10 protein-coding genes, 1 other RNA gene and 1 other annotated feature are annotated in these 13331 nt (G+C 59.8%); of the genes, 4 read left to right on the forward strand and 7 right to left on the reverse strand.

What is annotated here, in order from left to right; genetic code table 11:
• Positions 1-6: 6 nt before the first annotated feature.
• On the reverse strand, positions 7-1080 hold the full coding sequence (locus tag GXM22_RS10680) for an alpha/beta hydrolase (RefSeq protein ID WP_035393662.1): 1074 nt from the start codon (positions 1078-1080) through the stop codon (positions 7-9).
• A 326-nt stretch (positions 1081-1406) separates the two neighbouring features.
• Between GXM22_RS10680 and GXM22_RS10685 the strand changes: the two genes are divergently transcribed.
• The 3 genes from GXM22_RS10685 (at position 1407) to ssrA (ending at position 2932) form a co-directional block, all read left to right on the forward strand.
• Positions 1407-1925, forward strand: a complete 519-nt coding sequence (locus GXM22_RS10685) for a GNAT family N-acetyltransferase (RefSeq protein ID WP_005930961.1) — start codon at positions 1407-1409, stop codon at positions 1923-1925.
• A 113-nt stretch (positions 1926-2038) separates the two neighbouring features.
• On the forward strand, positions 2039-2521 hold the full coding sequence (gene smpB / locus GXM22_RS10690; protein WP_005930963.1) for an SsrA-binding protein SmpB: 483 nt from the start codon (positions 2039-2041) through the stop codon (positions 2519-2521).
• A gap of 62 nt (positions 2522-2583) precedes the next feature.
• Positions 2584-2932, forward strand: a transfer-messenger RNA (tmRNA) gene (gene ssrA, locus GXM22_RS10695).
• A gap of 65 nt (positions 2933-2997) precedes the next feature.
• Here the strand turns inward: ssrA and GXM22_RS10700 are convergent.
• From GXM22_RS10700 to pheS, 3 genes are read right to left on the reverse strand one after another with little or no spacing between them, the layout of a single operon-like run.
• Entirely contained in the window at positions 2998-3498 is a 501-nt protein-coding gene (locus GXM22_RS10700; RefSeq protein WP_005930965.1) for a methylated-DNA--[protein]-cysteine S-methyltransferase, read from the reverse strand.
• A gap of 3 nt (positions 3499-3501) precedes the next feature.
• The gene (gene pheT, locus GXM22_RS10705) at positions 3502-5913 is read right to left on the reverse strand and encodes a phenylalanine--tRNA ligase subunit beta (RefSeq protein ID WP_005930969.1); all 2412 of its coding nucleotides are present in this window, start codon (positions 5911-5913) and stop codon (positions 3502-3504) included.
• A gap of 18 nt (positions 5914-5931) precedes the next feature.
• Positions 5932-6954 carry a phenylalanine--tRNA ligase subunit alpha gene (pheS, locus tag GXM22_RS10710; protein ID WP_005930972.1) on the reverse strand — a complete coding sequence of 341 codons (1023 nt, stop codon included), beginning with the start codon at positions 6952-6954 and terminating at the stop codon, positions 5932-5934.
• 86 nt (positions 6955-7040) lie between these two features.
• Positions 7041-7282 (reverse strand) — a binding site (T-box leader).
• 593 nt (positions 7283-7875) lie between these two features.
• On the opposite strand from pheS, the gene GXM22_RS10715 reads away from it, so the two are divergent.
• A complete protein-coding gene (locus GXM22_RS10715) occupies positions 7876-9087 on the forward strand; it encodes an MFS transporter (protein WP_005930983.1) in 1212 nt (403 codons plus the stop codon).
• A gap of 54 nt (positions 9088-9141) precedes the next feature.
• Here GXM22_RS10715 and GXM22_RS10720 read toward each other — a convergent pair whose 3' ends face one another.
• From GXM22_RS10720 to GXM22_RS10730, 3 genes are read right to left on the reverse strand one after another with little or no spacing between them, the layout of a single operon-like run.
• Entirely contained in the window at positions 9142-10584 is a 1443-nt protein-coding gene (locus GXM22_RS10720) for a TrkH family potassium uptake protein (RefSeq protein WP_005930985.1), read from the reverse strand.
• Between the two features lie 12 nt (positions 10585-10596).
• On the reverse strand, positions 10597-11955 hold the full coding sequence (trkA, locus tag GXM22_RS10725) for a Trk system potassium transporter TrkA (RefSeq protein WP_005930988.1): 1359 nt from the start codon (positions 11953-11955) through the stop codon (positions 10597-10599).
• Positions 11956-12002: 47 nt separating this feature from the next.
• Entirely contained in the window at positions 12003-13322 is a 1320-nt protein-coding gene (locus GXM22_RS10730; protein ID WP_005930991.1) for a thymidine phosphorylase, read from the reverse strand.
• Between the last annotated feature and the right edge of the window lie 9 nt (positions 13323-13331).

The raw sequence follows: 13331 nt of genomic DNA on the forward strand, positions 1-13331 counted from the left end.
TTTCTCTCAGGCGCACTGCTCTTCCCAGAAAGCAGTGGCTTCCACCAGCCAGTTCTCGGCATCTGTTCCTGTGCCGATGCCGCAGACGTGAGGTGCATTGTTGAACACCCGGTAAACATGCTTGACGTGATTGGCCTGCAGGGCAGCTTCCAGCTGCGGTCCCTGCCGCCAGTAGGCCAGCTCCTTCAGCAGCGTGTCGTTCACACCGTGCCAGTGGTAGGTGGCGGGGTAGTCCGGCGTGATCTCATCCGAAAGGTTCCGGGTATAGTATTTGGGGCCGTACGCGCCGATATCCTGAATGACATGGTAGATGGGCTTGATGTAGGTCATATCGTTGATGGGGTAGCCCAGCAGCAGGGCAGCGGGCTTGGGCACATTGTAATGCTTATACCCCACCGATTCCGTGCCGAACAGACCCGTCAGGTGGCCGCCCATGGAATATCCCACGATGGCGTACTGCTCCGGCTGGATGCCAAACTCCGCAGCGTGTTCCTCAATGTACTGCATGGCCCGGCCGATGTCTTCCAGCGGAGCATCATCGGAGGCATCCGTCCAGACGCGATACCGCAGAATAAAGGCGGCATAGCCCAGCTCATGCAGCTGCCAGGCCGTGCAGGCCCCCTCCTCCAGCTCGGCGCTCTCATTGGCACCGCTGCCGGCCAGGATCAGCGCAAACTTGGCATTTTCGGCCTTGGCCGGGAAATAGAACAGGCCGGTGTTGTTTTTGGTGCGGTCCGCCGCCTTTTCCGCATCCGTGTAGAACGAGTGGGTGACCTGCACGCCATTGTTGTAGTTCTCAATGACCAGATTCAGCCCCTTGGCACAGCCTTCGGCCACATACTCGTTGGTGTAGCCTTCCACAGTGGTCATCTCCCACAGAGCCTGACCCGGCGGGCAGTCCTTATCCTGCGAGTAGGTGTAGAAGCCGGAGTTCTTGATGCCCGGGTTGTTGCGCACTTCCTTCATGGTGGTCTGGGCCGTGATGTTGGGCTCTCCCTTTTCCATTACGGCACCGGCGGGCAGGGCCAGCAGTGCCAGCAGACACAGCACCATCGCGGCGATTCGTTTTGCCTGTTTCATGTTCCGTTCCTTTCTCCCGGCACCGCCCTGATTGCATTTTCCCATACAGAGGACTATAATATGAGACTGCACAGGCGACACCGGTTGGTTTTTGTTCTATTGTATCACACCCGCCGGTATTGTCAAAACAAATCTGTCCGCAAAATCCATGCGTTGTGATCTCCACGCTTCCGAGGGGCCGGGTATTCAGATTCCGGACACTCTGCCCGGCCTGAGGTGAACAGGTTTCCATTGTGATTTGCGGCAGATTCTGCTATACTGAAAAAAGATATTGCACACGCAATGAGGGGAAACCGGAGCATTGCGGCTCCGGTCAGGATAGGAATATGAGTGAGATCACAGTCCGGCCCATGATGCCGGAGGATTGGACTGCTGTGTCCAAAATATATCTGGAGGGCATTGCCACCGAGCACGCCACCTTCCAGACCAACTGCCCGCCCTACACCGCCTGGGACGCATCCCATACCCGGGAATGCCGCCTGGTGGTGCTGGATGATGGGGTCGTGGCCGGCTGGGCAGCCCTGCATCGGGTAGACCCCCGCTGGTGCTACCGCGGCGTGGCCGAGGTGAGCATCTATGTCGGGGAAAAATTCCGGGGCAAGGGGCTGGGTTATCACCTGCTCACGGCGCTCTGCCGCGAGGCCGAACAGGCCGGGTACTGGACGCTGCAGTCCACGGTGCTGCAGGACAACGCCCCCTCCCGGGGCCTGCACCTGAAATGCGGCTTCCGCGTGGTGGGCCGCCGGGAGCGCATTGCCCGGGACTGCCACGGCCGCTGGCTGGACACCTACCTGATGGAGCGGCGATGTGCAGCGGACGAACCGGCGGGCTATAAAAAGCTGTAAGGCGCTTTTTGCGGGAAAGATTTACAGTTTCTTCAAAAAGTAACCTTGAAAATCCACAAAAATATGATATACTAACGTAACGATACCAAAGCGATAGAAAGGAGGCGCGCGGAATGGCACCGACCAAAGAGCGTCCGGCAACCAAGACGATTGCCACAAACCGGGAAGCGCGCCACGAGTATTTCGTTCTGGAAGCGCTGGAGACCGGCGTTGAGCTGAAAGGCACTGAGGTCAAGAGCCTGCGTGCCGGCGGCGTGAACCTGAAAGACAGCTGGGTCGATATTGAGGACGGCGAGCTGCTGGTCAAGGGAATGCACATCACCCCCTACGACCACGGCAACATCTTCAATCAGGACCCCATGCGGGTGCGGCGGCTGCTGGCCCACAAGAACGAGATCCGGCGGCTGCACCAGCAGTGCAAGCTGCAGGGCTACACTCTTGTGCCGCTTTCGCTCTACTTCAAGCATGGCCGCGTCAAAATGGAGCTGGGCCTGTGCAAGGGCAAAAAGCTCTACGACAAGCGCGCAGATGCCGCCAAGCGCGATGCCAAGCGCTCCATCGACCGGGCCGTTAAATCCAACGGCGTTTACTATTGATTTCAGGCAGCATTCCTGCCCGGAAACTTCAAAGCTTACCCACACCGCAAGGTGTGTTTTATGGGGGCGTAAAGGTTTCGACGGGGGGAGCGAGGCCTGGGCAGCGGGTAGCAGTGGGGGACCTGCTCTAAACTCCTCCAAAAAATTAACTGACAACAATAATTATCAGTTGCTCGCAGCCTGAGTGCTGCGCGTTCCGCCCACTCTTGTGTCGTGTGGGGCCGGGGCGTCCTTTAGACACAGCACCTGAACGGACCTAAGCTTTGCGGACCGGCAGGAACTCATGAAGCTACCAATGCGTTAGCCTGGCGACCGGCGTGACGCGGAGGGAATGTTGTTGATCGCCTGCACCCGGAGACACCTACGCTGAACTCTTTTCGGACATGGGTTCGACTCCCATCGCCTCCACCACACAAGAAAAATCCGAACCTCTTCCCATCGGGAAAAGGTTCGGATTTTTTCGTTTGCCGTATTTCTTACCGCGTCATTTTCATTTCCAGTCTCAGCAGCGCGGCTTTTTTATTGATGCCGCCTGCATATCCGGTCAGGCTGCCGTTTGTTCCGACAACGCGGTGGCAGGGAATGATGATAGAGATCACATTGTGTCCGACAGCCCCGCCCACAGCCTGCGCAGACATCCGGGAAAGGCCGCGCTCTGCGGCAAGCTGCCTTGCCAGTGCACCATAGGTCGTGGTCTGGCCGCAGGGGATACGGCGCAGCAGCGCCCACACCTCCTGCTGAAAGGCAGAGCCAGCGGGATGGAGCGGCGGGGTAAAGTCCGGCTCCTGCCCGCCGAAATAAACATCCAGCCAGCGTCTGGCCTCGGAGAGCACAGCGGTCTCCTGCTCCTGATGCACCGTATCCAGGGTGCGGGCAAAGTACTTCTGCCCCTCGAACCAGAGGCCGGTCAGGCCGATGTCGTCAGCGGCCAGCAGGATGCCGCCCAGAGGGGACTCATAGTGCTGTGTATAGATCACCGTTTACCGGATCTCAATGCCCAGCTTGAACTTCAGGTTGCCCAGCACCTTCTTGACGGTGCGCTCGACCTGATCAGCGGAGATCTCCGCGCTGGGGTCAGACAGGGTCAGGGAGAAGGCCATGCTCTTCTTGCCCTCGCCCAGGTTTGCGCCACGGTAGATATCGAACAGCTTGACCTCGGTGATGAGGGAGCTTGCCTTCTTGATGGTGTCCTCGATCTCGCCGCAGGTGATCTTTTCCTCGCAGACAAGGGCCAGGTCACGCTTGACGGCAGCGTAGGGGCTCAGCGGCTTATAGCGCAGCTCACCGTCCACACAGGACATCAGAGCCTCATAGTCCAGCTCACCCAGATAGATGTTCTGGCTGTCCTTCTGGTCCTTTGCGATCTCCAGCTCGCCGTTGATCTCATTGGAGAGCTTACCGAACACGCCCAGACGCTTGCCGTTGCAGTAGACAGCGGCGCTGATGCCGGGGTGGAGCCACGGGGTGGTCTCGCGCTCATAGGTGAAGGTCAGGTCAAAGCCTGCGGCCAGCGCCTCCATTGCACCCTTGACGGTGAAGAAGTCCTCCTCGGGGCCAAAGGCACCAATGCAGAGGGTCTGACGCTCATGGGGATGCTCGCTGATGGGCAGCTCCTTGGCCAGATAGACGGGAGCCATCTCGAACAGGCGGCCCTCGGCATTGCCCTTCTTGAGGTTGTCCACGATGACATTCAGCATGGACGGGGTCAGCAGGGTGCGCATGATGGACAGGTTCTCGCTGATGGGGTTCAGGATGCGGATGGCCTTGCGGGCGGCATCCTCAGCGGGGATGTGCAGCATATCCAGCTCCGCGTTGGAGTAGAAGGCCAGGGTGGAGGCCTCATAGAAGCCCTGTGCAGCCAGCAGGCGCTTGGTCTTGAGCTGCTGCTTCTGCGCATAGTTCAGGCCGCCGTTGGTAACAGAGGCGGTGTTCAGGAAGGTGGGGTTGATGTGGTCATAGCCGTACTCACGGATGACCTCCTCCGCCAGATCGGGGAAGCTCTCCACATCCTCACGGTAGAGAGGAGCAGACACATCCCAGCTGCCATCGGCCTGCACATCCACCGTAAACTCCAGGCGCTGCAGGATATCGATCATGGTCTGCTCGGGCACAGTGATGCCCAGCACACCGCAGATCTTGGCAGGGGTGGTCACGATGTGCTTGCGCTCCAGCGGGCGGCCATCGGTCAGGTCATACTCGAGGGTGGTGATATCGCCGCAGTCCAGCTCCTGGATCAGGTGCAGGGCACGGGCCAGGCCCAGCTCGGGAGAGTTGCGGTCCACACCCTTTTCATAGCGGGCAGAGGAATCACTGTTCTGGCCCAGGGCACGGCTGGTCTTGCGGACGCAGTCACGGGCGAAGGTGGCGCACTCGAACAGCAGGCTGGTGGTGTTCTCATCCATGCCGGAGTTGGCACCGCCCATGATGCCGGCCAGAGCCACAGGCTTCTCGGCATCGCAGATGACCAGATTGTTGGGGTTCAGGGTGAACTCCTTTTCATCGAGGGTCACGATTTTCTCGCCCTCGTGGGCACGGCGCACATCAATGGTGCGGCCGGCGACCTTGTTCAGGTCAAAGGCGTGCATGGGCTGGCCCATTTCCAGCAGGGTGTGGTTGGTGATATCCACCACATTGCTGATGGAGCGCAGGCCGCACAGGGCCAGATGGCGCTTCATCCAGCGGGGAGATTCGCCCATGCGGATGTTGCGGACGTAATGCGCCATATAGCGGGGGCACAGGTCAGGGGCCTCCACCTGGACGGTGATGGGAGCATCCGGCTCGCAGACAGCCTTGTAATCCATGGCGGGCATGTGCAGGGGCTTGCCCAGAATGGCAGCGACCTCGCGGGCAATGCCCAGCACGGACTGGCAGTCCGGGCGGTTTGCGGTGATGGAGATATCGAAGATATAGTCATCCAGACCGACAACGGGTGCGATGTCGGTGCCGGGAACGGAATCCTCGGGCAGGATGAGCAGACCATAGACCTCAGAGCCCGGGAACAGGTCGTCGTTCAGGCCCAGCTCCTCGCCGGAGCAGAGCATACCGTTGGACTCCACGCCCTGCATCTTGCGGGCCTTGATCTTGATGCCGCCGGGCAGGGTGGAGCCATCCAGAGCGGCGGGCACGCAGTCACCCAGCTTCATATTGGCGGCACCGGTGCTAATGCGGATGTCGTGGCCGTAATCACCGCAGTCCACCACACACTTGGTCAGGTGGGTGCCTTCCTGCTTTTCCATCTCCACGATCTTGCCAACGACCACCTTGCTGATGCCTGCATCCAGCGGGATCAGCTCTTCCACCTCAAAGCCGCAGGAGAACAGCTTCTCCTCCAGCTCCTGAGCGGTAACGTCGATATCAACGAATTCTTTTAACCAACTGAAAGGTACTTTCATTGTCTGTTCTCTCCCCTCTTATTCATGGAACTGCTTGAGGAACTGCAGGTTGTTCTCGAACATCAGGCCGATGTTGTTGATGCCGTACTTCAGCATGGCGATGCGCTCGATGCCAATGCCGAAGGCGAAGCCGGAATACTCATCCGGGTCAATGTTGCAGTTCTCCAGCACCTTGCGGTTGACAACACCGCCGCCCAGAACTTCGATCCAGCCGGTGTGCTTGCACAAGGGGCAGCCCTTGCCGCCGCACTCAAAGCAGCTGACATCGACCTCCACACTGGGCTCGGTGAAGGGGAAGTAGGAGGGACGCAGGCGGGTGCGGGTGTCCTTGCCGAACAGCTTCTGCACAAAGGTGTTCAGCGCGCCCTGCAGGTCGCCCAGGGTGATGCCCTTATCCACGACCAGACCCTCCATCTGGTGGAACATGGGGCTGTGGGTGGCATCGGAATCGGAACGGAACACACGTCCGGGGATCAGCACCTTGATGGGCGGCTTCTGGCTGTCCATGGTGCGGATCTGGCCGCCGGAGGTCTGGGTGCGGAGCAGGAACTCGTCGGACAGGTAGAAGGTATCCTGCATGTCGCGGGCAGGGTGATCCTTGGGCACGTTCAGGCGGGTGAAGTTGTGGTCGTCATCCTCGATCTCAGGTGCGTCGGCCACGGCAAAACCCATGCCGGAGAACACGTCGATAATCTGGTTGGTGACCAGCGTCAGGGGGTGCAGACCACCCACCGTGCGGGTCTTGGCGGGCAGGGTGATGTCCACGGTCTCAGCGGCGTTGCGGGCGGCCAGCTCGGCCTCCTTCACCTTGGCAGCGGCGGCATCGTAGTCTGCCTGCACCTTCTGCTTGAGCTCGTTGATGATCTTGCCCATGGCGGGGCGCTCTTCGGGCGCGACAGAGCGCAGATTCTTCATCAGCGCGGGGATCTTGCCGTTTTTGCTCAGATATTCCTGCCAGAACGAGGCCAGCGTCTCCTTGGAAGAGACCTGACCGAGGCTCTCTGCGGCCTGTTTGGCCAGCTCGTCGATCATTGCTTGCATGGAAATTCTCTCCTTCTCAGTTCGTGTTTTCAAAGCGGGGCAGCAAAAAAGGCTCCGTCCCCCTGCCGGGCCATTTCTGGCCGGACAAAAGGGACGAAGCCTTTGCAAATCCAATGCTCCGCGGTACCACCCGGTTTCCGCCCTGCACAAAGAAGGGCGGCTCTCAAACGCCGTAACGGGGCGCGCCGTCCTGCCCTAATAGAAGCCGTTCGGGCAGGCCGCTCAGGAGCGAACTTCGGCACACACCCACGCGGAAGCCCTTTCAGCCGGTGAAGCTTCTCTCTTTGCTGTGGAACTGCGTGCGTACTCTCTCCGTCGCTGCGTTTTCAAGATATTCAGGTTTCATAACCGGATATCATCTTACCACACTTTGGGCCTGTTTGCAAGCCAGGGCGGCACTTTTTCCCTGAATTTTACGGTTTTGCTTGTGTTTTGGCCGAAAGTATGGTATTGTAAGCGTATCGTTTTACTGAAAGGAGGGTACACCCAGATGGGTTGGAATGGCTGCATCTTTTTCAAAAAAGGTCAGATTTAATACTTTCCGGCTCGAAGTGTACCCTTTTATTGGAAACAAAACCTCTCAGTCTGCGCTTTGGCGCAGCCAGCTCCCCTCATAGGGGAGCTAAATCGAGGAAACCTTTCAGCAAGACGTGGAGCATGATTTTCAGCGCCGCGCAGCTTTGCTGTGGGGCGCTTTTGTTTTGCCTGAACCCCTCAGACTCGCTTCGCTCGTCAGCTCCCCTAGTAGGGGAGCCTCTGGCGAAACCGGAAATTCTGCACGGATTGCCAAGGCCTCCACTATTAGGGGAGGTGGCAATGCGTCAGCATTGACGGAGGGGTTTGGTCACAGCAAACTTTCGTTAGCAAGGGTACACTTTCTATTTTGAAATTTCACAACGACAAATAGAAAGGGTGTTCCCCATGAACCATAAACGTAAGCTCAATTTGAAAAAGCAGCTTGCCTGCATTTACACTGCCGATTTCTTCTCCGGCCTGCGCATCACGGATGCGGTATGGGTGGCCCTGCTGGCGGCCCGGGGCTTCTCCCTGTGGGAGATCGGCCTGACCGAAAGCGTGTTCCATGTTGTCAGCCTGCTGTGTGAAGTGCCCAGCGGCATGGCGGCAGACCTGCTGGGCCGGAAAAAGACCCTCGTGTCCGGCGGCGTGTGCATGGTCCTGCAAAGCCTGCTGATGGCCTTTGCGTCAGACCTGTTCACCATCTGCTTTGCCATGGGGCTGAACGCGCTGGCCATGACCATGTTCTCCGGCACCTCCACGGCGCTGCTCTACGACAGCCTGAAGCAGGAGGGCTGCGAAGAGGAATACATTCAGGTCTCTGCCAACGGCTCTCAGATCTCCATGCTGGCCAACGCCATAGGCTCCATGGCCAGCATCCTGAACCAGTTTCTCGGCTACGCGGGCTTTTATCTGCTGAACGCCGCCTTTGAGGGTGCTTCCGCCCTTGCCAATATGCTGCTTGCGGAGCCCATCGTCACTGAGTCGCAGGCCAGCCGGGAAAAGCACGCGCTGCGCGCTCTGCCCGAACAGTTCCGCCAGCTGGTGCGGGACAGCCTGCATGTCCTGCGCACCTGCCCAATGGCGGTGAAGCTTATCGCATCCAGCGCCCTCATCAGCGTGCCCAGCTACCTGACCAAAATGTTTTTGCAGCAGCGGCTCGTTGAGCTGGGCTGGCCCACGGAGCTGCTCTTCCTTCCCCTGCTGCTGGGCGGTCTGGCCTGCGTGGCGGGTACCGAGATCGGCCGCAGGGTGAGATGCCGCTCCATGCGGCGGCTCTACACAGCCTGTGCCCTGCTCTGCGGTGTGGGCACTCTACTGGTGGGTGCTGCGCCCGCCTGGGGCGGCATCCTGGGCATGATGCTGGTGCAGGGTGTGCTGGAGGTCTATCTGCTCCACGAGAGCCAGAAGCTGAACGATGCCATTCCCAGTGACCAGCGGGCCACCCTCATCAGCGTGGACGGCATGGCCTACAGCCTGCTGATGATCCCTGCAAGTCCTCTGGTGGGTGCTGTCGGCGATGCCTTCGGGCAGGCCGGTGCGGGCCTTGCCCTGCTGGGCGGGGTCATCGTGCTGAGCGGCGCGGCGCTCTTGGGGAAAAAGCCGCAGGAATCCTGATACAGCAAAAAGCGGATGCGTTCCGGTGGGAGCGCATCCGCTTTGTTATTTTGCTCAGAACCGCCGCCAGGTGTCCGGCATAAAGAACACCAGCATGGGGAAGATCTCCAGACGGCCCGCCAGCATGTCAAAGATCATAACCAGCTTGGCGGGATTGGAGTAGCTGCCAAAGTTCATCATGGGGCCCACCTGGGCAAGGCCCGGGCCGATGTTGTTCAACGTGGCGGCAATGGCGGTGAAGTTGGTCACCATGTCAAAGCCATCCAGACTGATGAGGAAGAAGGATGCCGCAAAGATGAAGATGTAGGCCGCCACATAGACATTGGTGGCGCGGATGGTCTCATGGTTGACCACCTTGCCGTCCATCCGGACGGGGGCCACCACCTGCGGGTGAAGGGCCTGCTTGAGTTCCTTGCCCACAGTCTTGCCCATCAGCAGGAGGCGGCTGACCTTCATGCCGCCGCCGGTGCTGCCTGCGCAGGCACCCACAAACATCAGCATGACAAGGATCTCCTTGGAGAGGGTGGGCCACAGGTCAAAATCACAGCTGGAAAATCCTGTGGTGGTAATGATGGAGCCCACCTGGAAGGCGGCGTGGCGCAGGGCCTCGCCCAAGCCGTTGTACATGCTGTAAATGTTGGCCGTGATGATGACCACAGCCACACCGATGATCACAAAGTAGGCGCGCACCTCCTCGCTGGCGGCAGCGCGGCGGAAGCGGCGCATCAGCAGCAGGAAATAGGCGTTGAAGTTCACGCCAAACAGGATCATAAAGATGGTCACGACCCACTGGACATAGGGCGACATGCTGGCAAAGCTGTCATTGCGGAAGCCGAAGCCGCCGGTGCCCGCTGTACCAAAGGAGGTCAGCAGAGCTTCAAACACCGGCATCCCGCCGAACAACAGGAACACAAACTCGATGACAGTCAGGCCAAAATAAATGCCATAGAGGATCTTTGCCGTGGACTGCACCTTGGGCACCAGCTTATCCACCTGGGGGCCGGGGCTTTCGGCTTTCATCAGGTTGACATGGGAACCGCCGGTCAGGGGCAGCAGGGAGAGCAGGAACACCAGAACGCCCATGCCGCCGATCCAGTGGGTGAAGCTGCGCCAGAACAGGATGCCCCTGGGCAGGTCCTCCACAGCGGGCAGGATGCTGGCACCGGTGGTGGTGAAGCCGGAAACGGTCTCAAACATGGCATCCACCGGGTTGGGGATGCTGCCCGTGAGCACAAAGGGCACCGCGCCCACCACACTGATGAGCAGCCAGCAGAGCGCCGTGGTGGCAAAGCCCTCCCGCATATAGAAGATCTGGCTCTTGGGCTTGATGCGGTGGAGCAGAGCGCCCGCCACCGCAGAAAGTGCTGCCGTGAGCAGGAACACGCCCAGCACCATCCATTCACCGTAGATCAGGCTGGCCATGGCAGGCAGCAGAAGCAGCGCGGCTTCGCAATAGAGGATGTAGCTCAGCAGCCGCAGAACGATCGCATAATTCATGCCGCGCCTCCGTTAATCTTCCACGATGTCCCGCAGGTCATGCAGGCCGTGCTCCAGCGTGACCACGATGACGTTGTCGCCCACCTGGATCTCATCGCCGCCGCGCGGGATCTTGATCTCGTTGCCGCGGGTGATGCAGCAGAGCAGCAGGTTCTTTTTCAGGTGGAGCTGGCTCAGAGGCACACCGGTGGCGCGGCTCTTCTCATGGACTGTGAATTCCAGCGCCTCCACGCGGTCGTCCAGAATGCGGTACAGGGTCTTGATGTTGCTGCCTGCCTCGTTCTGCAAAGCGCGCACATACTGCACGATGTAATCGCAGGTCATGTACTTGGGGTAGACGATGCTGCCCAGATCAAGCCCGGCCAGGATATCGTCAAATTCCAGGCGGTTGATCTTGGTGACCAGCTTGCCGTTGGAATGCTTCTTGGCAAACAGGGTCAGCAGGACATTTTCCTCATCGATGTTGGTCAGGGCCACAAAGGCCTCGGTGGAGGTCAGGCCCTCGGAGAGCAGGAACTCGCGGTTGGAGCCGTCCTCACACAGGATCTGTGCCTCGGGCAGGGCCTGGGCCAGCACATCGCAGCGGGCGAGGTCCCGCTCCACGATCCGCACCCGGACATGGTTTTCCAGCAGCTCCTGGCTCAGGTAGAAGGCAATGGCACCGCCGCCCACGATGAGGGCATTGCGCACCGGGCGCACGGCCAGATGGATACGCTGGAAGAACTCGTGGGCCTTTTCCTGCGTTGCAAGAAAAGTGACCTGATCGCCGGTCTGGAGCACAAAGTTACCGTTGGGGATGATGACCCCGCCGTTGCGCTCCACGGCGCAGACCAGGATATCGCTCTTGAGCCGGGTGGGGATCTCCCGGATGGCCACGCCGTCCAGTGCCTGTGCCTCGGTCAGGGTGAACTTGATCAGCCGCACCCGGCCTTCCGCAAAGGTATCGATCTTGCTGGCACCGGGGAAGCGCAGCAGGTGGGAGATTTCCCGCGCCGCCGCCATCTCCGGGTTGATGATGGCCGAAATGCCGATCTGCTTTTTGATGAAGTCCAGCTCATGGCTGTAGGAGGGGTTGCGCACACGGGCAATGGCGTGGCAGTGGCCCGCCTTTTTGGCAAACATGCAGCAGAGCAGGTTCAGCTCGTCCGAGCCGGTGACTGCAATGAACACGTCCGCCTCCTCGATCCCCGCCTCGGACAGCGTTGTGATGGAGGAGCCGTTGCCGGTAATGCCCATCACGTCATAGGATTCGCTGATATGCTCCACACGGGCCTTGTTGGTATCGATGACCGTGACATTGTGGTCTTCCTCGCTGAGCTGTCGTGCCAGCGCTGTGCCGACCTTGCCGCAGCCCACCAGAATGATCTTCATAGAAAATGTCCTTTCCGTCCCTCCCTCCTTGCGGGAAGGATGCTTTCTCAGTAGCGCTCCACGCCGTCCTTGGTGACAAGGGCGTAGACCAGCGGGGCCTCCTCGGGCTTTTCCGCACCATAGACCAGACCGCTGCGGTACTCCGCAGCAGCGGCTTCAAACTTATCTGCCGCACCGTAGAAGGTGGCCAGGCTTTCGCCCTTGTGCACATAGTCGCCGCGCTTTTTGTGCAGGGTGATGCCAGCCGCAAAGTCCAACGGGTCTCCCTTCTTCTGGCGGCCAGCGCCCAGCAGCACACTGGCAGAGCCGATCTTCTCGGCATCGTTGGCCACAATGTAGCCATCCTGCTCGGCCAGCAGCTCAAAGCTGGCTGCGGGTTGCTCAAACAGGCTGTAATCGTCCAGCACACGGGTGTCGCCGCCCTGGGCCGCAAACATCTCCTTGCACTTGGCAAAAGCAGAGCCGTCCGCGATCACAGCCTGTGCCATGGCGCGGCACTCCGCCGGGGTACCCTTGCCTGCCAGCACCAGCATATTGGCGGCCAGCTGCAGGCAGACCTCGGTCAGGTCGGCAGGGCCCTTGCCCTTGAGCACGTCCATGCTCTCCATGACCTCAAGGCTGTTGCCGATGTTGCGGCCCAGCGGGGTGTCCATATCGGTGATCATGGCGGCCACCCGGCGGCCATGGTGGGTGCCGATGGCGACCATCAGCTCAGCCAGCTCAATGCTCTGGTCCACGGTCTTCATAAAGGCACCGGTGCCGGTGGTCACATCCAGCAGGATGGCATCGGAGCCGGAGGCCAGCTTCTTGGACATGATGGAAGAGGCGATCAGCGGGATGCAGCTGACCGTGGCGGTCACATCCCGCAGGGCGTACATCTTCTTATCTGCCACGGCAATGCCCTCGCTCTGGCCAATGACCGACAGCCCGATCTTGTTCACCTGGGCAAAGAACTCCTCCTGCGAAAGGGCAGTTCTGGTGCCGGGCACGCTCTCCATTTTATCAATGGTGCCGCCGGTATGGCCCAGGCCGCGGCCGCTCATCTTGGCAATCTTTACACCGCAGGCCGCCACCACAGGGGCGATCACAAGGGTGGTCTTATCGCCCACGCCGCCGGTGGAGTGCTTATCCACCTTGATGCCGGGGATGGGGGAAAGATCGACCATCACGCCGCTGTGGGCCATCACGTCCGTCAGCTCGGCTGTTTCTTCGTTGGTCATGCCGCGCAGGTAGACCGCCATCATCCAGGCAGCCATCTGGTAATCGGCCACTTCCCCACTGACAAAGCCGTTGACAATGGTCTCCAACTCTTCCCGGGTGTGGGTACCGCCATCGCGCTTTTTCGCGATCAAATCATAAATACGCATCGCAATTCT

It is taken from the genome of Faecalibacterium duncaniae (assembly GCF_010509575.1).
GTDB classification, from domain to species: domain Bacteria; phylum Bacillota; class Clostridia; order Oscillospirales; family Ruminococcaceae; genus Faecalibacterium; species Faecalibacterium duncaniae.

Bases quoted from the DNA above. Each gene is read 5' to 3' on its own strand.
- GXM22_RS10730 (WP_005930991.1), bottom strand. From the start codon at position 13,322: ATGCGTATTTATGATTTGATCGCGAAAAAGCGCGATGGCGGTACCCAC.
- GXM22_RS10720 (WP_005930985.1), bottom strand. From the start codon at position 10,584: ATGAATTATGCGATCGTTCTGCGGCTGCTGAGCTACATCCTCTATTGC.
- trkA (WP_005930988.1), bottom strand. From the start codon at position 11,955: ATGAAGATCATTCTGGTGGGCTGCGGCAAGGTCGGCACAGCGCTGGCA.
- GXM22_RS10680 (WP_035393662.1), bottom strand. From the start codon at position 1,080: ATGAAACAGGCAAAACGAATCGCCGCGATGGTGCTGTGTCTGCTGGCA.
- pheS (WP_005930972.1), bottom strand. From the start codon at position 6,954: ATGCAAGCAATGATCGACGAGCTGGCCAAACAGGCCGCAGAGAGCCTC.
- smpB (WP_005930963.1), top strand. From the start codon at position 2,039: ATGGCACCGACCAAAGAGCGTCCGGCAACCAAGACGATTGCCACAAAC.
- GXM22_RS10685 (WP_005930961.1), top strand. From the start codon at position 1,407: ATGAGTGAGATCACAGTCCGGCCCATGATGCCGGAGGATTGGACTGCT.
- pheT (WP_005930969.1), bottom strand. From the start codon at position 5,913: ATGAAAGTACCTTTCAGTTGGTTAAAAGAATTCGTTGATATCGACGTT.
- GXM22_RS10715 (WP_005930983.1), top strand. From the start codon at position 7,876: ATGAACCATAAACGTAAGCTCAATTTGAAAAAGCAGCTTGCCTGCATT.